Origin of the sequence: Mesobacillus boroniphilus (genome assembly GCF_018424685.1) — a bacterium.
Taxonomy (GTDB): domain Bacteria; phylum Bacillota; class Bacilli; order Bacillales; family Cytobacillaceae; genus Mesobacillus; species Mesobacillus boroniphilus_A.
This window is the reverse complement of sequence record NZ_QTKX01000003.1, coordinates 290,463-310,450: the sequence shown is the minus strand read 5'-3', so window position 1 is coordinate 310,450 and position 19,988 is coordinate 290,463. Positions and strand designations below refer to the sequence as shown.

Annotated in this window: 16 protein-coding genes; 8 read left to right on the top strand and 8 right to left on the bottom strand. The window is 44.8% G+C overall.

Annotation, left to right across the window (positions count from 1 at the left end; genetic code table 11):
• The first annotated feature begins 423 nt into the window (after positions 1-423).
• The 4 genes from DYI25_RS18860 to DYI25_RS18845 all read left to right on the top strand — a co-directional run bounded on the left by DYI25_RS18860 (position 424) and on the right by DYI25_RS18845 (position 4,747).
• Positions 424-1,152 (top strand): GntR family transcriptional regulator, encoded by a 729-nt coding sequence (locus DYI25_RS18860; RefSeq protein ID WP_213371829.1) that lies wholly within the window; start codon positions 424-426, stop codon positions 1,150-1,152.
• The gene (gene gntK, locus DYI25_RS18855; RefSeq protein WP_213371827.1) at positions 1,145-2,680 is read left to right on the top strand and encodes a gluconokinase; all 1,536 of its coding nucleotides are present in this window, start codon (positions 1,145-1,147) and stop codon (positions 2,678-2,680) included. Before DYI25_RS18860 ends, gntK begins: the two co-directional genes overlap by 8 nt.
• A 161-nt stretch (positions 2,681-2,841) precedes the next feature.
• On the top strand, positions 2,842-4,188 hold the full coding sequence (locus DYI25_RS18850) for a GntP family permease (protein ID WP_213371825.1): 1,347 nt from the start codon (positions 2,842-2,844) through the stop codon (positions 4,186-4,188).
• Between the two features lie 136 nt (positions 4,189-4,324).
• Complete coding sequence (locus DYI25_RS18845; RefSeq protein ID WP_213371823.1) at positions 4,325-4,747, top strand: VOC family protein; 423 nt, start codon at positions 4,325-4,327, stop codon at positions 4,745-4,747.
• A 274-nt stretch (positions 4,748-5,021) separates the two neighbouring features.
• On the opposite strand, the gene DYI25_RS18840 is transcribed toward DYI25_RS18845, so the two are convergent.
• The 3 genes from DYI25_RS18840 to DYI25_RS18830 form a co-directional block, all read right to left on the bottom strand.
• Positions 5,022-7,199 carry a beta-propeller domain-containing protein gene (locus DYI25_RS18840; protein WP_213371822.1) on the bottom strand — a complete coding sequence of 726 codons (2,178 nt, stop codon included), beginning with the start codon at positions 7,197-7,199 and terminating at the stop codon, positions 5,022-5,024.
• Between the two features lie 113 nt (positions 7,200-7,312).
• A complete protein-coding gene (locus DYI25_RS18835) occupies positions 7,313-9,493 on the bottom strand; it encodes a bifunctional diguanylate cyclase/phosphodiesterase (RefSeq protein WP_213371821.1) in 2,181 nt (726 codons plus the stop codon).
• A gap of 200 nt (positions 9,494-9,693) precedes the next feature.
• A complete protein-coding gene (locus tag DYI25_RS18830; protein ID WP_213371820.1) occupies positions 9,694-9,933 on the bottom strand; it encodes an ABC transporter in 240 nt (79 codons plus the stop codon).
• Between the two features lie 176 nt (positions 9,934-10,109).
• Between DYI25_RS18830 and DYI25_RS18825 the strand changes: the two genes are divergently transcribed.
• Entirely contained in the window at positions 10,110-11,843 is a 1,734-nt protein-coding gene (locus DYI25_RS18825; protein ID WP_213371814.1) for an ABC transporter ATP-binding protein, read from the top strand.
• Positions 11,844-11,924: 81 nt separating this feature from the next.
• On the opposite strand, the gene DYI25_RS18820 is transcribed toward DYI25_RS18825, so the two are convergent.
• On the bottom strand, positions 11,925-13,160 hold the full coding sequence (locus DYI25_RS18820) for a helix-turn-helix domain-containing protein (RefSeq protein WP_213371812.1): 1,236 nt from the start codon (positions 13,158-13,160) through the stop codon (positions 11,925-11,927).
• A gap of 198 nt (positions 13,161-13,358) precedes the next feature.
• On the opposite strand from DYI25_RS18820, the gene DYI25_RS18815 reads away from it, so the two are divergent.
• Together DYI25_RS18815 and DYI25_RS18810 are read left to right on the top strand one after the other, a co-directional pair.
• Positions 13,359-13,721 (top strand): hypothetical protein, encoded by a 363-nt coding sequence (locus DYI25_RS18815; RefSeq protein ID WP_213371810.1) that lies wholly within the window; start codon positions 13,359-13,361, stop codon positions 13,719-13,721.
• A complete protein-coding gene (locus tag DYI25_RS18810; RefSeq protein WP_249745549.1) occupies positions 13,721-15,286 on the top strand; it encodes a cation acetate symporter in 1,566 nt (521 codons plus the stop codon). The genes DYI25_RS18815 and DYI25_RS18810 overlap by 1 nt, the downstream gene beginning before the upstream one ends.
• A gap of 193 nt (positions 15,287-15,479) precedes the next feature.
• Here DYI25_RS18810 and DYI25_RS18805 read toward each other — a convergent pair whose 3' ends face one another.
• The 4 genes from DYI25_RS18805 to DYI25_RS18790 all read right to left on the bottom strand — a co-directional run bounded on the left by DYI25_RS18805 (position 15,480) and on the right by DYI25_RS18790 (position 19,194).
• A complete protein-coding gene (locus tag DYI25_RS18805) occupies positions 15,480-16,310 on the bottom strand; it encodes a formate/nitrite transporter family protein (protein ID WP_213371808.1) in 831 nt (276 codons plus the stop codon).
• A 293-nt stretch (positions 16,311-16,603) separates the two neighbouring features.
• Positions 16,604-17,221 (bottom strand): acetate uptake transporter, encoded by a 618-nt coding sequence (locus tag DYI25_RS18800; protein WP_213371806.1) that lies wholly within the window; start codon positions 17,219-17,221, stop codon positions 16,604-16,606.
• A gap of 217 nt (positions 17,222-17,438) precedes the next feature.
• Positions 17,439-18,530 carry a mechanosensitive ion channel family protein gene (locus DYI25_RS18795; RefSeq protein WP_213371804.1) on the bottom strand — a complete coding sequence of 364 codons (1,092 nt, stop codon included), beginning with the start codon at positions 18,528-18,530 and terminating at the stop codon, positions 17,439-17,441.
• A gap of 88 nt (positions 18,531-18,618) precedes the next feature.
• A complete protein-coding gene (locus DYI25_RS18790) occupies positions 18,619-19,194 on the bottom strand; it encodes a hypothetical protein (protein ID WP_213371802.1) in 576 nt (191 codons plus the stop codon).
• A gap of 235 nt (positions 19,195-19,429) precedes the next feature.
• Here DYI25_RS18790 and DYI25_RS18785 point away from each other — a divergent pair, with 235 nt between their 5' ends.
• Entirely contained in the window at positions 19,430-19,798 is a 369-nt protein-coding gene (locus DYI25_RS18785) for a PH domain-containing protein (RefSeq protein ID WP_213371800.1), read from the top strand.
• The last annotated feature ends 190 nt before the right edge of the window (positions 19,799-19,988 follow it).

Below are 19,988 nucleotides of genomic sequence, written 5' to 3'. Positions count from 1 at the left end.
CGAAATCTTCGGCTCCTCCTCTTTTCGGGCACATGTTCCTCTAACTTGTTACCGAAATCTTCGGCTCCTTCTCTTTTCGGGCAGATGTTCCTCTAACTTGTTACCGAAATTTTCGGCTCCTCCTCTGTTCGGGCACATGTTCCTCCAACTTGTTACCGAAATCTTCGGCTCCTCCTCTTTTCGGGCACATGTTCCTCCAACTTGTTACCGAAATTTTCGGCTCCTTCTCTTTTCGGTCACATATTTCTAACTCTGTTAACTCCCATACACCTCTGGACAAAATCACATCACAAATCCCCCCATCCTGGAATGACCACAAAATAATTTGGCAAAATAAACAAAACAGAAAACGCTTGCAATTTTTCAAATCCGTTTTATAATACTTGTATACAAGTATACTTGATTAACCAGGAAGGTGATGTAATGACGGAAAAGCAGGAATTTCTTTATCCCCAGAAATGGCTTTCAAAAGCATCGACTGGTGACCGTGTCGCAAGTGAGCTACGGATGCAAATAATCTCGGGATTGATTGAAAGCGGTGCCATCCTTTCGGAAAATAAACTGGCTGCCGACTTCAGTGTCAGCCGTTCTCCAATCCGGGAAGCATTGAAAATTCTCGCTTCCGAAAACTTGATCCGACTTGAACGAATGGGTGCCGTTGTCATTGGACTGACAGAAAAAGATATCGAAGAGATTTACGACGTCCGCTTATTGATCGAATCATTTGTTTTTGAACGACTCATTAAAATAGACACGACTGACCTGGTAATTGAATTGAGCAAGATCCTCGAAATGATGAAAATTGCCATCAAATACAAGGATGCCGACGAATTCAGCCTGCAGGATGTCCTCTTCCATGAAACGATCATCCGGGCGATTAATCATTCCTATATCAAAATGATCTGGGACAACACGAAACCCGTCATGGAAGCTTTCATCCTGTTATCGATGCGGGCAAGAATCAAAGAAAAATACGAGGACTTCGACCGCATCCTCGAAAATCACGAGCTTTATATTGAAGCCATCAAAACGAAGAATCGCGAACTTATGATTAAATCCTTACACCAAAATTTTGATGATGTTCAAGGTAAAGTTGAAGACCTTTGGATATCGCAGCAAACGCTTTCCAAGGGAGTGGAGAAAAGTGACTGAGTATATGCTAGGGGTCGACATCGGTACAACAAGTACCAAGGCTGTTTTATTCAGTGAAAAAGGTGAAGTCGTCCAGCAGGAGAACATTGGCTACCCTCTTTATACACCGGATATTTCAACAGCCGAGCAAGATCCTGAAGAAATTTATATGGCGGTTCTGACGGCCATTACAAAAATAATGAAGCACCACCAGCAAAAAAAATTGGCTTTCATCTCATTCAGCAGCGCGATGCATAGCGTCATTCCGATTGATGAAAATGATGAGCCGCTTACACCATGCATCACCTGGGCGGACAACCGCAGTGAAGCATGGGCTCATAAAATCCAGAATGAACTGAATGGACATGAAATTTACAAGCGCACCGGAACGCCGATACATCCGATGTCACCATTAAGCAAAATTGCCTGGATTGTGAACGAGCGTCCCGAAATCGCCACCAAGGCGAAAAAATACATCGGTATCAAGGAGTTTATTTTTAAAAAGTTCTTTGATCAGTATGTGGTTGATCACTCATTGGCGTCAGCAATGGGGATGATGAATCTCAAGAATCTGGACTGGGATGAAGAAGCCCTGCAAATTGCAGGAATCACCAAAAACCATTTATCCGAGCTTGTACCGACTACAAAGACTTTCACGAACATCGATCCGGAAATTGCGATGCAACTGGGAATTGACCCACAGACACCTTTCGTCATCGGTGCAAGTGACGGGGTCCTTTCCAACCTCGGAGTCAATGCGATTGGCAAAGGCGAAATTGCAGTCACAATCGGGACAAGCGGTGCTATCCGTACGATTATCGACGAACCGCAAACCGATGAAAAAGGACGGATTTTTTGCTACGCACTGACTGAAAACCACTGGGTAATCGGCGGACCTGTTAACAATGGCGGGATGGTCCTTCGCTGGATCCGCGATGAATTCGCTGCATCAGAAGTCGAGACAGCAAAGCGTTTAGGAATCGATCCTTATAATGTGTTAACTAAAATCGCTGAGCGCGTAAGGCCTGGAGCGGAAGGGTTGTTGTTCCATCCATACCTTGCAGGCGAGCGTGCCCCTTTATGGAATCCTGATGTCCGCGGTTCCTTTTTCGGACTGACGATGTCCCATAAAAAAGAGCACATGATCCGCGCAGCATTAGAGGGGGTCATTTTCAACCTGTATACCGTCTTTTTAGCGCTCACCGAAGCGATGGAGAGTCCGGTTACAAGGATTCAGGCTACCGGTGGTTTCGCAAGATCAGATGTATGGCGCCAGATGATGTCCGATATATTCGACATTGAGGTAGTCGTTCCTGAAAGCTACGAAAGCTCTTGCCTTGGTGCTTGCATCCTCGGTCTTTATGCAACAGGTAAAATTGATTCGTTTGATGTAGTTTCTGACATGATCGGCAGTACTCAAAAACATATGCCGAATGAGGAAGCCGCAAAAGAATACAGACAGCTGGTGCCAATCTTCATCAGCTTATCGAGAGCACTGGAACAAGATTATTCAAGAATAGCAAACTATCAAAGAAGCTTGATTAAATAAGGGGACACCTGATCCCCGGCACCAAAATGTTAGCGCTTTATTTTACAGAGTAACAGCTGGTTTTTCACTTATTCAAAAGCGGGACCTGCTCGTTGCACAATTTCAAAGAGGAAACACTCCGCTCTATGCGGGAAATATAGACATCTTAGGGGGAAATTACAATGCCATTGGTTATTGTAGCAATTGGTATCTTAGCTTTACTTTTATTGATCATGGGCTTAAAACTAAACACTTTTGTCTCATTGATCATCGTTTCATTCGGGGTTGCTTTAGCGCTTGGTATTCCATTAGGAGAAGTTGTTAAAACAATCGAAGCCGGCTTAGGCGGCACACTTGGCCACCTGGCGTTAGTCTTCGGGCTTGGTGCTATGTTGGGTAAATTGATCGCAGATTCTGGCGGTGCTCAGAGAATCGCGATGACCCTTGTAAACAAATTCGGTGAAAAGAACATCCAATGGGCAGTCGTAGTGGCTTCGTTCATCATTGGTGTCGCTCTATTCTTTGAAGTAGGTTTAGTATTATTGATTCCGATCGTATTTGCGATTTCAAGAGAATTAAAGATTTCAATCCTATATCTAGGTATTCCGATGACTGCTGCTTTATCTGTAACTCATGGATTCCTGCCTCCTCACCCAGGACCAACTGTCATTGCTGGTGAGTTTGGGGCAAACATTGGTGAAGTATTGCTTTATGGCTTTATCATTGCCATTCCAACTGTGATTCTTGCAGGGCCTGTATTTACGAAAATCGCTAAAAAACTTGTACCAGAATCTTTCAACAAAACTGGAAGCATCGCTTCTTTAGGCGAACAAAAAACATTCAAACTTGAAGATACTCCTGGTTTCGGGATCAGCGTTTTCACAGCATTACTACCAGTTATATTAATGTCTATCGCAACAATCATTACATTGCTTCAAAAAACAATGGGTTTTGAAGATAATAGTTTCCTAGCAGGGATCCGATTCATCGGTGATGCTGGTACTTCCATGACATTGTCTCTATTATTCGCTATCTACTCAATGGGAATTGCACGTAACATTCCAATCAAGACGGTTATGGATTCTTGCGCAACAGCCATCTCACATATCGGCATGATGCTATTGATTGTTGGTGGAGGCGGCGCCTTCAAACAAGTATTGATCACTGGCGGTGTTGGTGACTATGTAGCTGAAATGTTCAAGGATACAGCATTATCGCCAATCCTGCTTGCATGGATCATCGCAGCCATCCTGCGTATCGCTCTTGGTTCTGCAACAGTTGCAGCTTTGACAACTGCTGGCTTGGTTATTCCAATGCTTGGCACAAGCGATGTTAACCTTGCTCTGGTCGTACTCGCTACAGGAGCAGGAAGCTTGGTCGCTTCCCACGTAAACGACGCAGGCTTCTGGATGTTCAAAGAATACTTCGGCTTAAGCATGAAAGAAACATTCGCAACATGGACACTGCTTGAAACCATCATTTCCGTAGCTGGTCTAGGATTCGTCCTATTGCTTAGCCTATTTGTTTAATACGATGAGGTCAGTCCTTTAATGAAGGGCTGACCTCTTATTTTGTCTACAACCAAAGTCTTAGATTTTATCAATCTAACTTCCGAATACACTTTTGTTTTTAACCTTGTAAAATAAAAATAAGAGGTGATTTTTTATGAAAAAAATCTGGTCAGATAAAATGCCTGCTGTCCAATTCCGGATTGCGCGGCCAACAGATCAATTGGAGAAGGTCGTTGAATTTTACCGTGATGGACTTGGGCTTGAAGTTGTTGGTTCGTTTGAAAAACACGATGGTTATGACGGAGTGATGCTAGGCCTGCCTGATTTCAGCTATCACCTGGAATTCACCCAGCATGTGGAAGGCAGTCCCTGCCCCGCACCGACCGAAGACAATCTATTAGTCTTTTACATTCCTGATCACGAAGTACGAGACACTATCGCCCTGCGGCTGCACAATATGGGCTATCCGGAAGTCGAACCGGAAAATCCGTATTGGAAAAATGCTGGTGTCACGATTGCCGATCCGGATGGCTGGAGGATTGTTCTCCAGAATTCTTCTGGGTTGGGGAATAATTAAAGTGAAAAGGCTCTTCTGCGGTGGGTGCAGAAGAGCCTTCTATATGGAAGCTTCTAATTCCCTGGCTTTTTAACACGAATTGACCTAGCCAGGTTTTGAAAAAATCGAATTCAACTAGCTAGCTTTTTTAAAAAATTAATTCACCTAGCAAGCTTTTTTAAAAAATTAATTCACCTAGCAAGCTTTTTTAAAAAATTAATTCACCTAGCAACCTTTTTAAAAAATTAATTCACTTAGCAAGCTTTTTTAGAAATCAATTCACCTAGCAAGCTTTTTAAAACTCCAGCTCCCCAACCTTCTCATAGCTGCCCATTTTATGGCTCGTGATTTTCTCTGGTGACAAGCCGTACAATTTGTCACCGATATAGAGCAGGCGCTGGATTTGGTGCTCCCACTCTTCGTAATATGGCATTTCTCCATTTATATGGGTAATTTTAGACTTTAGCTTAAATCCGGTCACTGGATCGATACTATATACATAAGCTCCCTGATATTCAAAGAATTGTTCGTATTCGTTTTTCTCGCTGTTTCTATAAACCGAGATTGGGAAGGCAAAAATGTCTTTCTCCCTATTGAACAGCAGGGCCTTGTGGTCATGGTTCAATGGTGAGTAGGTGCCGCGCCCGCCAATGATTTCGGTGAATTTCTCTTTCGGATTGGTCATATCACTGACATCGAATAGCGAAATCTTAACTCCATCTGTAAGGATTCTCGGCTGTGAGGCTCCTTTTTCAGCGACGATTTTCGTATCCTGGCCGAAGCCGATGATATGGTTTTCATCATATGGGTGCAGATAATTGCTGAAGCCAGGTATTTTCAATTCGCCAAGCACTTTCGGATTGGCTGGATCGCTTGCGTCAAACACGAACAGCGGGTCGGTTTCTTTAAAAGTAACCATATAGATGCGGTCACCCATGAATCTCGCAGAGTAGATTCTTTCCCCTCGAGCCAGTTCTTCAATCTTCCCGGTTTCTTTTAAGTTTTTATCCAATATATAGAGATGGTTGCTAGAAGGCCGCTTTTCATCCCAAGCGTAGCCTTTGGTCGTCACGACGCGGAAATAGCCATTGTGTTCATCCATCGAGAACTGGTTCAGCACGGTTCCCGTTACGGTAGCGGAGCTATGGTATTTAACATCCAGGCCCTTAATCTCAAATTTATGGACATCGGTGTCCGGAGCGATGACACCACGATCCTTCCTGTCCATATCCCCATAATTCTCGACAGCCAGGTAAAGATTTTCCTTGGACATATAAAGCTGGTTCCCGCTGCCCAGGTACGTCGTCAGAGCCACTTCCTTTTTCGGCTGTTCGAGATCAAGAGCGGCAATCAATGTATAGTTCGGCTGGCGTGACTCTGGGAAATAATGAATATCATCATAATCAATCGTTCTTTCCTTTGAATCATAGGCAGTGTCAGTAAACTTTGGCCTGATATCAATTTTCCTGTTCTCCTTCAGCAGCCAGTAATCCGGGTAATGCTGAGTGATGAGATAGACAAGATTCTCGACTTTCCTTGCCGAAACATAGTGACCTTCCACTTTGACTTCACGGATCTGCTTGGGATCAGCAGGATTTTTAACATCATAGACAATTATTGTCGTAGATTGCATCATAGGGGCAATCAACGAGTCCTTAGCGACATCTTCATATGGCCTATATATTTCGTTGTACTGATGGCCAATGACCACCAGTTGATCGTCTTGCAGGAATAGCTGACTAGGTGAAAAATTCTCATCAAAATGCAAAACCGATAAAACCTTCATCTGCGTGCCAGGCACTGCCTGAATGATTCGCACCTTATTATGCTCAGCCTGAAAAATACTTTCGCCATCTGTTTTGACGATATCCGCTTCATCAACGCCCTGTACCTGGACATTCGTTTCGGAAACATCCCCACCGCCACCGGACTTATCGGCAGCCACTGACTCTTCCGTCGCCTTATCCTCACCAGCAGAAAAGGATTCCTTCAATCCGCCAAACCAGCTTCGGGCCTCTTTCTCTTCCTCTATAATGTCTTCAAAATAACTCGCTAGATTCTCCTGCGAGCCAACCGTCGGCAGGGTTTCTTTTACAACGAACTTCCAGTTGTGCCCAGAGTTCAGCTCCCTGCCTAGCGCAGATTTAATTCCTTTTTTAAAATGAACGGTGTATTCCTTCGATTTTAGGTCATACCCTTGTGCCGGAGGAAGGATGTAAATGGTTTTCCGGTCGTCACCCAACTCCAGCTTCGTGTCGATCTTCTCGCCCTTGTCATTCGTCACAAAAATCAAATCGGCATCAAGACTTTTTTCAGAGATATTCTCGGAAAACTCGAGCTTCCACACCTTATTCGGAAGGACCACATGCTCTTCTTCCCATGCATTCACGACTTTGAACTGGGAAAAAGAAAAGAAAGCCACTGCAACAATTGAAGCGAGCAACAAACCGCTTATAAGCCACCATTTTTTCATCTTTTTCGAACCCCCTTGTAAAATTAGACGGGAATTTGTTCCAGGTGTTTCAGATTTCATCCTCAAAATTCAATGAAAAAACATCTTTTTTTATAGAAAAAAGCTCCTCCGGATCACGAAGGAACTTTGATTCTAGGAAACTCTTCTCCTGGCACGGGTTTGCTGAAATGATAACCTTGTGCTTGATTGCAGTGATGCTGCTTCAACAATCCTAACTGGTCTACTGTTTCGACTCCTTCCGCAATTACGGACAGCCCCAGATTATGCGCCATCAGAATAATCGTTGTAGCGATGTTTTCGTCGCTTTTATTATCGGCGATGTCCTTCACAAAGCAACGGTCAATTTTCAAATGATCAATCGGGAATCTCTTCAGGTAACTCAGCGAGCTGTAGCCTGTGCCGAAATCGTCGATCGAGATATTAACTCCAATTCCTTTCAGCTCATGAAGGATTACGTTTGCTTTTTCCACGTCCATCGTCATGCTTTCGGTAATCTCGATTGTCAGGTACCTCGGCTCCACTCCGGCTAACTCAAGAGTTTCCTTTATCATCGGAATCAAATTAGGCTGATAAAATTGGCGAATCGATAAGTTAACCGACATCGTCAAACCTTCCATTCCGTTTTCGTGCCAGTCCTTGAGCTGCAGCATGGCGGTTTTCAGCACCCATTCCCCAATCGGAATGATCAGCCCTGTTTCTTCTGCGATTGGGATGAACTGATCTGGTGAGACAAACCCCACCCTCTCATTTTTCCAGCGGATCAGCGCCTCCGCTCCCGTTACCTTATTGGTATACAGGTTGATGATTGGCTGATAGTGCAGTACAAATTCATTACGCTCGAGCGCTTTACGGAGCGCATTCTCAATCTGGAGCTTTTCGAATGCCTTGCGATCGAGCAACACATCATACAGCTGGTAATTGTTGCGCCCCTGTTTTTTTGCCTGATACATCGCGACATCCGCCTTGCTCAGCAGCATGTCAACTTTTTCGCCATCATCAGGGTAAAAGCTCATGCCTATGCTCGTTGTGATGAAAATATCTGTCCCATCAAGCACAAAAGGCTCCTCTAATGTCTTCAGGATATCACGCGCCACGGCTTCAGCTTTTTCCTTCGTAGTGTGCTCTAGTAAAATAGTAAACTCGTCCCCGCCCTGTCTTGAAAAAAACACTCCATCTCCAAGGTTGTTTTTCAACTTTCCAGACACATGTACAAGCAAGCGGTCACCTATAGAATGACCGAGAGAATCGTTGACGAATTTGAATCTGTCCAGGTCGAGAAACATGAGGCTCAGTTTTTCACCTTCATCCACTTTTGTCTCAGCTAAAGCCTTATTAACCCTATCATCAAACAGCCGCCGGTTCGCCAGTCCTGTCAGCGCATCATGATACGCCATGAAATCAATTTTTTCTTTTGCCTGATAATGCTGGATCACCAGGCTAGCGAGATCCGTTGCTTTCTGGATGATTTCCCGGTCCTTTTCACGCGGAGACCTTGAACGGCAGTAATAAAGGCCAAACGTGCCAATCACCCTATGATCATCGTCGAAAACTGGTGTTGACCAGCATGCCTTTAAACCATAAGAGAGGGCCAGATCTCGGTATTCCTCCCATAACGAATCGGACTCAATATCCTTTACCGCCACGGATTTCCTCAAATAGGCCGCCGTGCCACAGGAACCAGCCTTTGGACCAATCGGCATCCCATCAACTGCCACATTATATACTGGCGGCAAATTAGGAGATGACCCTTGTACTAATTTCTTTCCCTCTTGGTCGGCAATCAAGATTGAACAGCGGGCCCCGTCTGTAAAACTCTCGATAAAAAGGACAATCTCATCCAGGACCTCTTGATAAGAGATTCCCTTCGCCATCATTTTAAGGATTCGATTTTGGCCGTTCAACAATGCCTCGAGCTCCTTTTTTTTCGAGATATCCTGTGCACACCCGACAATGCCCAAAATCTCCTTACCTAGGGTAATCGGAACAGCCGTAACCATCAGGTCAACTCGTTCACCAGTATCCTTTTTAAAGATGGCCGTTTCAAATCTGGTTCGCCCTCCTGACGTCACTTGCTTAAATTGCTGAATTGTATCTTCCAGGAAATCATCATGAATGATCGAAATGAAATTCATATCCAAAGCCTCTTCCAGCGAATACCCCGTTATCACTACAGCTGCTTCATTGAACCCAATAAAATTTCCTTTCATATCAAGGGCGTAGCAACCATCATGGTTATAATCAAACAAGGATTTATATACCTCAAAAAGAGATTTGCTATTTAAATCTGGCTGCATTATAGTCACCCGCCCCTTTAAATTCGTAGTATATACATGTTATTGATTTATATCGGCACTCCCTGTCTATGGTTACACAGGTATTTTTTTACAAAACAGGCCTGTTGGACTATTTATGAGGTTTTTTCAAACATAAAATCACGAAGAAAAGACCCTTAATCAAGGGCCTCAGACTGTCATTGGAAGGGTATGATTAGTGGTTAGCACCGTCCTCCAAAACAACAACGCCATAATCTCCTGAAGATGCAATACGCAAACAATATTACCGCGATAATACCAATTACACCTACAGCTGTATTTACTGTAGCAGCGAATGAACCCAACCAAGCAAGGACAACAGCAATCACGCCGAAATAGGATAACAGAATCAATCCTGCCCCCACCAGGACTCCAAGAAATAAGTCGAACACACTGCATGCAGCATGAACTCCATTACTCATATGCTTCACCTCCAATCCTTTGTTCACCAACATAATATGCATGTACCAAACAGCTTGTTTATTAATGAAGGAAAAAGAGGTGAATATACTATCTTTTTATGCTTTTTTACCACTATTTCCATCTATAATGAAAGTGGTTTATGATGTAATCAACCAGAATGAATAGGAGAATAGCAATGGAGAAACAGCAAACAAGTATAAAGCCTTTCCTTTCACTCATTGTATCAACGAATATTCCGAAGGCTGCGCTTTTCACCGGGCTGGCTGCGAGTATCATCACGACCCTGGCTGGCCTGGTGGTTCCAATCCTGACGAAAAATCTGGTAGATGGCTTTTCTGTTGAGGCGATCAGCGTTCCGCTTGTCATCGCGATTGGCGCTGCATTCGTGATTCAGGCATTGATCAGCGGGATTTCCATCTATCTGCTCAGCTATGTCGGCCAAAAGGTCGTCGCGCGGCTGCGCGAACGGATGTGGACGAAGCTGATTCGCATGCCAGTCCGCTACTTTGACAAGCAGTCCAGCGGGGAAACGGTCAGCCGGATTGTCAATGACACCAGTATTGTCAAAGAGTTGATCACGAGCCATTTTCCTAATTTCTCAACGGGGATTATTTCAATCATCGGTGCTGTGGTGATTTTGCTCGTGATGGACTGGAAAATGACCTTGCTCATGCTAATTTCCGTGCCGCTCACGCTGGCAATCATGATTCCTCTCGGCAGGAAAATGGCTAAGATTGCGCGAGGGCTGCAGGATGAGACGGCTGTTTTCACCGGACATATCACCCAGACTCTCGGGGAAATTCGCTTAATGAAAGCTTCAACCGCGGAAAAAATTGAAGAGAATAACGGTTATGGCGGAATTGATAAACTGTTCAACTTTGGATTGAAGGAAGCGCGAATCTTTGCGTTGATTGGACCTGTCATGCAACTCATGATCATGGTCGTTATTGTCATCATCATTGCCTACGGAGGAATGCGCGTAGTTAACGGGACAATGTCCACAGGGGCGCTCATTGCCTTCCTGCTTTATCTGTTCCAGATTATTATGCCGATCACTTCGTTCGCGATGTTCTTTACCCAGCTGCAAAAAGCGAAAGGCGCGACAGAACGGATCATTGAAATTCTCGACCAGCCGCTTGAAGAAGGTCAGGAAGGCATCGAAACAGACATCAGCAACCTGCCCATCACCATCGATAATGTCAGCTTTGCCTACAGCGAGGATGAGCCGGTCATTGAAGGAGTTTCACTGGATGCGCAGCCTGGCCAGATGGTTGCTTTCGTCGGACCAAGCGGCGGCGGTAAAACTACCATGTTTGGCCTGATTGAACGTTTTTACGAACCAACAAAAGGAGAAATCCGGATTGGTGACACTCCGATCCAGAAACTATCGCTTTCCTCTTGGCGAAACCAAATCGGCTATGTCTCGCAGGAAAGCGCCATGATGGCTGGAACCATCCGCGAAAATCTGTACTATGGGCTGGAAAACGGAGACAAGATTCCGGATGAACGTCTTTGGGAGGTCGCAAAAATGGCCTATGCCGACCAATTCATCGCAGACTTTCCCAAAGGACTTGATACGGAAGTCGGCGAACGCGGCGTCAAACTGTCTGGCGGTCAAAGGCAGCGAATCGCAATCGCCCGCGCCTTTCTCCGTGATCCGAAAATCCTGATGATGGACGAAGCCACCGCCAGCCTCGACAGCCAGTCAGAAGGCATCGTCCAGCAGGCCCTGACCCGCCTGATGGAAGGCCGGACGACATTTGTCATCGCCCACAGGCTCTCCACCATCGTCAATGCGGATAAGATTGTTTTTATAGAAAAAGGAAGAGTGACCGGTATCGGCACTCACCAGGAATTAATCCAGACACATGATTTATACAGGGAGTTTGCACAGCAGCAGCTGGCTTAAGCATGAAGAAGGAGGTCCTGCCATTATTACGGCGGACCTCCTTCTTCATGCTTTTATTTTCTCGGCAGCAAGCCAGTACCCCTAAACAAAAATAATCTCCTCGGTCGCCCGATAATCCCTTGGTGACAGGCCGACATATTTTTTAAATGTTCCGCTGAAATAGTTAGGGGTGTTGTACCCTAGTTCTTCGGCGATGGCTTCCACTGTGTGGTCGGTGTGGCGCAGCAGCCAGACGGCGCGCTGCATGCGAACGAAGGTGACATACTCGACGAAGCTTCGTCCCGTTTCTAGTTTAAATATACGACTGAAATAGGGGACGCTCAGATTGATCTGATCGGCCACCTGCTTGATTGACAAGTCCTCGGTACAGTACTGGTAAATGTACTCGGTACATTTTTGAATTTGCATGTCTTTTGTGATTTCTTCATAATAACGGAGCTGAAGTCTTTCGTATGGCGATGTCCGCCTTGCTTTACAAGCTTCTTTATACGAATGGTGCAGCAGCAGCGGCTCGCGATAAATGGAGCCTACTCCAATATAAAGCTGAATCCCGTATTCATTTTCCAACGAGTCAATTGTCGCAAGGATTCGCCCTTCACCCTCTTTCCAATGCTTCAATGAACCAAACTCCGACGGCACCTGAATCAGCACGAGCAGATGTTTCCTGTAGGACAGGAAAGTGAGGTGATACCCTTCAAACTGTCTTTTTAAAAACTCCTGGATGACCGTTGGAGCCTGCCAGTCTTCTTGTATTCGTTTATCCGGACAGCGGACGAATCCCTGAATAAAACAGACCACATTCGGAACAGCTTCCCCTGACAGGAAAAAGCGGGCCTGCAGAAGCTCCTCCTCTGTCTTCACTTCCCCTGACAACAGTCTTCGTAAAAAAGCCTCCCTAAAAGGCAAGTCATTCTGCCCAATAGCCTGCTCCGCACCGATATGATGGAATACTTCCTCGCTTTCTGCGAATCTGGTATTCTCACTTTCAATCTCGTCGACCGCCCGTTTTAATGTACGTAAAAAAATCCGCTGTTTCACCGATTTTACCAAGAGGTAGGTCAGCTTGAACTCGATTGCCAGTGGAGAGGTGTGCAAAAGGGAAGGGTCCAGAAGCGGAATGACCCGGCAGCCTTTATTCCGTTTGCGGAACCGATGAATTTTCACCCAATCATGCCATTTGTTCACTTCGATAATCGCAATATGTATATTATTCTCTTCGTCTACGAGTTGACAATTCTCCTGACATTCTTCTAAAATCCATGCAGCCAGCTTTCTGTACTCCCCTTCATCTTCCACCGCAAGCCAAATTGAATACAACCATGACACCCCCTTGCAATATTCACATCAGTGAATAAAAATTTAAATCACATTAAATATTTGTATATTTCTGATAATTATTTGTAAGGTATTGGACAATTCTCTATCGTACAATCAATTTAATCATATCATGGCTTGCCTAAAGGAGGGAAATGTTGATAACGGGAAAAGCCAAAATATTATCTAGGGGGAATATAATTGGCAGGGGAGTACCGGGAGTATAATTATGTAGCGGCTGATACGATCGACGTAAGCGAACTCAAGCCGCTTGATCCAGAAACAAAGCAAATCATGAAAAGTGAATTCAGTACTGGCATTAAACTTACGCTCTTTTATTATGTATTTATCCTTTCCATTCCTATTTTGAATTGGTACGCCGGAGAATTTATGTTTTCCCGGATGTGGGGCGGCATGACCTACAGCTGGTTCTTCACAAGTATTGTCGCGATGGCAATGGCGTTCGTCATTGCATTCATTCATACCACTTTATATGAAAAGCGCCTGAAGAAAAATGAAACTGAGCAGTCATCAGCTCATGCTGATGGAAGGAGGATTGGCTGATGTCCACATTCCTTGAGCCGAAATTCCTGTTAACGTTAATCCTGATGGGAACCATTGTGTATATCACTTATCTTACAAAGAGAAGCGCGACTGCTTCCGACTACTTCGTCGGGGGACGCAGCTTCGGCTGGTTCACCAACGGCTCAGCGATTGGCGGCGACTATTTGAGCGCAGCCACCTTCCTAGGGATTGCCGGCCTGACCTATCAGCTCGGCTATGACGGTGCTTACTATGCATTTTGCTTCTCGATCGGCTTGACACTCCTGGCGATATTCGTCGCTGGACCGCTTCGCCGTTTTGGAGCCTATACAGTGGCTGACTTTTTGGCCTACCGGTTCCACAGCCGGCGCGCCCGCCTTGCAGCCGTCGCAGTCGTACTCGCTATTTCCGGTTTCTATGCAGCCCCTCAGCTGCTTGGCGCTGCTCAAATCCTAAGCATGTTTTTTGGCACCAGCTATGAATTCGGAATCATTTTTACCTGTTCCGTCATGATTTTCTATGTGGGAATCGGCGGCATGAAAGGTACTACTCTGAACCAGGCATTAGAATTATGGATTCGCCTTGGTGCGTTCCTCCTTATGGTCGGCGCAGCCATCTGGGGCGGACTTCATTATCAAGATATCCTGGCATCCATCAATGAGTTCAAAGGAACGATCACAGGTACAGCAAGCTTCACGGCTGATGGAAAAGATATTCCGTTTGACGGTTCTGTTTGGACTGGAACAGGCAACTACTTCCCTTCCTTCTGGCAAACCATTTCGATGACAATCGGGCTTTCACTTGGTACCATCGGGCTTCCGCACATCCTTTTGCGCTTCTACACAAACCCAAGCGCGAAAGCTGCCCGAAGGTCCGCCCTAATGGCAATCGGAATCGCGAGCGTGTTCTTCTTGTTCGCTGTTTACCTTGGAGTAGTAGGACGCTCCATCTTCTTGACTGGCGAAGCTGATCCAGCTGTCATGAAGGATCTGATTGCCGGCGGCAATAACATGGTTGTCCCGTCAACAGCACAAGCCCTTGGTGGAGAATGGTTGCTTGGCCTTGTCATCGCCGGTGCATTCGCAGCTGTATTCTCAAACCTTTCCGGGCTATTCATCGCAAGTTCAGGTGCATTGGCACATGATTTGTACGCAACCTTCTTCCGTAAAAACATTACTGAAAAAGAGCGCGTAATCGCTGGTAAACTTTCAATCATTGTTCTTGGCGTTTTGTATGGAGTCCTTGGTCTGATGGTAAAAGAAGCCTCCATCGGCCACCTTGTCGCACTAGCGTTCACTGTTGCGGCAAGTACGTTCACACCAATCTTTATCCTGGGGATCTGGTGGAGAGGCATGACGGAAAAAGGAGCCATCGCCGGCCTTGTATTGGGTCTCGCTGCCTCCATGTACATGATTTTCTTCAAGACGACACTGCCGGAGTTCCTGCAGTTCAACGTACCGGGAATCATCACCGTACCAATCGGATTCCTGTCAGTTTACATCGTCTCAAAGCTCGACCGCAAAGTGCCATCCGATGTAAACGACTTTATGAAGCAAGTTCATTCCAAAGAGTCAGAAGCCGCATAGAATCTCATGGCTGTTTCGTTTTTGGTCACTCATCTTGTAGATGAGTGACTTTTCTTTCTTTTGTGGAGTCTTTTTTAGGGCTTCATGGGTTTTCCAAGCTTCTTTTTCTGATCACTCCCTCCGCATTGTTCCTCCAACCCTTTACGGGCACTCATGTAAAAAAGAGCGACTCTATAATAAGTCGCTCACACAATTATTTCACTGAGACACCACTGCTGTTTTTCACCAAGGAAACATGCTTCTGTTTCTGCGGACTTGTTTTCTTATTGTATGAATACCAGTAGGCCATAGCGACGAACAGCGTTCCACCGGCTGCGTTTCCCAGGAACACGGGCACGAAATTGTGGAAGTATTCAATCCATGTAAAAGATCCGGCGAAAATGGCAGCCGGAATGACGAACATGTTGGCGACCACGTGCTGGAATCCAATAGCCACAAACGCCATTGTCGGGAACCAGATTCCGAGGATTTTCCCTCCCATGTCCTCCGATCCATACGACAGCCAGACAGCTAGGGCAACCAACCAGTTGCAGCCGATTCCTGAAAGGAACGCTTCGAGAAAAGTGGCTTCGATTTTATGCTCCGCGATGCTGATTGTTTTTTCAAGGTAAATACCCGACTCTGTCAACCCTGTCAAATGTCCAAATACATATGCAACAAAAATGGCGCCAAGAAAATTACTGAGTGTGATCAAACTCCAATTTTTCATCACCTGCCAGCCCGAAACTTTGCGGGCAAGCCCTGCAAGCGGCACAGCCATCATATTTCCTGTCAGCAATTCCCCTCCCGCCAACAGCGTGAGGATCAAGCCAATCGGGAAAACAGCTGCGCCAATCAAGCTGCTCAAGCCTTCAAGCGGCCCTGCAAGCGGGGCGGTCACTCTTATGTAAAGGAGAAAGCCAAGAGATATGAAGGCTCCAGCCTGAAAACCGAGGATCATTGTTTGCATTAATGAATAACTCGTCTTCTTTTGTCCGCTTCCAATTGTAATATCCATAATTTGTTCAGGTTTGTAATAGGCCATGACGTCTGGGCTCCTTTTCTATGGCTGTTTTCGCATTGATTGTTGCTATTCTTACGAATCCTTTTTTTTTTAACATGCAGTATCCAGATAGTGATACTAATAGTCCACTTCAAGATTTTTAACGAATTGTGAAATAAATCACATACAACACTACTTAAATTGTACCTCAAGTCTGCTCTTTCGCTTGTGAACATTTGTTGGCTATTTATAAAGCGGTTACACGTTTTATTTTTAAAGAGGTGGCCGTACTAATACAAAAAAAAGGCGCTAAGCAATGCTTAGCACCCTTCCGATTATTTTTTAAAAATCCCGAATGGCTTTCCAATCGGCAGAACAACTCTTCCAAAGTGGGTATTCAGCACATTGGCTGCTGATCCGTAAAATGAAAGAATCGCAATACAAAGTTCCGCCACAGCTGCCAGCATATGTGATGCTTCTTGGATAACGCCAAATGAACTTAATGAAAGTCCAATAAACAAGAAATCGATCAATATGAAGATAAAGAACAAGACTTTATTTGTTTCCAGGGCACCAACGGTCATAAAAATACTGAAAATCAGGTAACCAATGAAGGCCATTCCTAACTGCTTGGCATCGCCGTCGGCTGCAAGGCTTTCACCGAAAAATCCAAGTTGAATCAGCCAAGTCGTTCCGACACCGAACCAGAAAAGGCCGAACGCGCCGAAAGCTGTCATTCCAAATATATTATTATGCTTGCCGTCAAGAATGGCAGCATATAGCTGTGCAAGACCACCAAGGAAAATAGCCCAAGGAATGATGAATGAAACGCCATCTGTCATTCCAAGTTTCTGGGACGATGCCACCAATGTAACCATCGCCAGTCCAAACAAACCAAGTGCTGATGGATCTGCTGTTGTGATTTTAATTTGTGTTTGATCTTTCGTATCCATTTTTTTCCTCCTATAAAGTAATGCGCAAGCGCCACCCAAAAACAGAAACTGGAGACTTCTGCAAGAAAGAGCGTTCTGCGCAAAAACATACTTTTGTACTTTACAGGATTCAAGTAGGAGAGTCAATATGATTTATTTGTCAGGTGAGCAATTTTTCACCTTCAGTACCGCTGTATTGCATATAAAAAGGAAGCATGAGATACTTCCCCATGCTTCCTTACATTGTTCCTGCCATTTTGCCAACGGGATCTGCCTGTGTTTCCACATATAATGTCCTGCTTGGGAATGCGACGGATACGCCTTCTTCTTCGAGGATTTCCATGATCGCGAAATTGATTTCTTCCTTCACTGTCAGGTATTCTTCCCAGACGGTTGTTTTAGTGAAGAAATACAGGAAGATGTCGAGGCTGCTGTCATTATATTCGTCAAACTTAACAAAAATCGTATCAGGATGGATGTCGTCATTTGCTCTCAATGTTTCTTCAATCCTAACGATCGTTCTTTGCAGCTTCATTCTAGGTGTGTCATACGTAACACCTAGCTTGAACGTGATCTGCCTTTTCCCCATTTTGCTCCAATTCGTGATTGATTCATTTGCTAAAATGGCATTTGGAACCGTGACGACGGCTTGTGCGAAGGTACGGACTCTCGTGCTTCTGAAGGAAATGTCCTCAACCGTTCCCTCGACACTCGGAGTTTTGATCCACTCACCAATCGTAAATGGTTTTTCGGTAATAATGATGATGCCGCCGAACAAGTTCCCAATCGCGTCCTTTGCTGCCAGCGCAAACGCGAGGCCACCTAAGCCAAGCCCTGCAATGAATCCATTGACATCGTATTCGAACACCTGCGCGATAATGCTGATGCTGATTGCGACGATGATGAACCGGATCGCTTTTGAGAAGAATGGAATCAAAATCTGGTCGATTTCCATGTTAAAACGATCATTGATTTTCATGAAGAGCAGTGATGAACCCGAAGATAGATTGTACAGTCCCCCGGCGATCAGAACGATGACTGACGCTCTAATAATCTTTAAGAATAGTGGATTAGATTGCTCCATGAAAGGAAAATAATCCGCTGCAACATAGATTCCTATAATGATAAATAACCATCGAATCGGCTGCTCAAATGCGACGGTTATATTGGAGAAAAGCTCAGTCGGCGTTTTCTGGCCGAGTTTTAACATCAGCTTAAACACATACTTCGTGAAAAGCTTCCTGAATAAAAGGAATAAAAAGAAGATCCCTATGGAGATCCCCAAATTTTTCAGCACTTCATAAGACAAAAGATATTCCCACCAGGTCATTTCATCATTCCTCTCTATTTTTACTCGTTCCATCATAACACAAATATTGAAGAAGCATGAGGGCGTCCCATGCTTCTTCACCAAGCCACTAGTATTCAATCCCGGGATTTTCGGTCACATCATCACCAATAATCCCAATCCCCTTAATCTTTCCACTTTTCACATCTGGTTGAATCGATGGATTTAACGGATATGTATGGCCATCAAACTTCAACACCTTATATCCTGGTTCAATCCCTCCGCCTGATACATACATAATGATATCCTTCCATCCATTCGTTTTATCATTACTGATAATGACAGGCGTTCTGACTAAACTGAAGCGAGATATAACTTTATAGCCGCCATTGGCACGCTGTAATACAAGCCCGCTGCAGCCTCCTGTTCCGCATAGAATAGGGCCTGTTAAATAGACAAATGTCTCTGACGCCCCATCCTCATTGAGGTCGACACGATTATAAAAATACCTCACATTATCCTCTCCGGGTTTCAATCCAAACTCTTTACTGAACGCCTTTTCCAATTCAGGATCCCGCTTCGTTTCAGATTTTATGAAGGTGACTCCACTCATATCCACTTGAGCATAAACGGGTTGGGCGACATAACAAACGAACAGGCTACTGACGAAAATTAATACTGTTTTAACCAAGGTGATTCTTTTCAAAATCGTCTCCTCCATATAGTTTTTTCCACTTATAGAGTAACCATTATGAGAGTAATTATTTTGGAGGAGCATCCGTTTCGTTCTTGGCATGATGTCGATTTTCCGTCACTGTCTTCATTTTCATCATTTCCTTTATAAGACCCTGGAAAAAGAAAAAGATTTAAACGGAGCAGCAGGGATTGCTAATTATATACAGAATACCAACTGAGAAATAATAAATTGGGAGGTTATGAAGATGGTTGCAACACAAGCAATTTTAGCGTGGACGTTTATCTCTGAGTGCCCGATTCCTAATGACGTGAATGAGCTTTTAGTAGAAGGTGAAAAGGCAGTCGCCGCTTATAAAACCGTTCGGGACAGCGCGATTTTCACAAACAAGCGGTTGATTGTCAGGGACGCGCAGGGACTTACCGGTAAAAAGGTGGAGATCTACTCCCTGCCGTATTCATCCATCAATATGTGGTCCACCGAAAATGCAGGCAGCTTGTTCGACGTGAACGCCGAAGTGGAATTATGGACCAGGGCCGGCCATATTAAGGTCAACTTGAAAAAAGGCGTAGATATTCGCAAGTTTGATAAGCTGATAGCTGAAGCGATTTTATAAATTTAACGGCATTCCCGATAACAAGAGGGAATGCTTTTGTTTTGGAAGCATGGCGATGGTGCCCCTACTAAATCAAATCCTGCTTGATTTCTATCGGACACTTTTCCCTTCTTTTCCGTTCGGTTCGGCCGATAGTCCCTTCCTATTGGACATTCTCCTCTTCTTTCCCATCCAGTTTGTCCGATAGAGC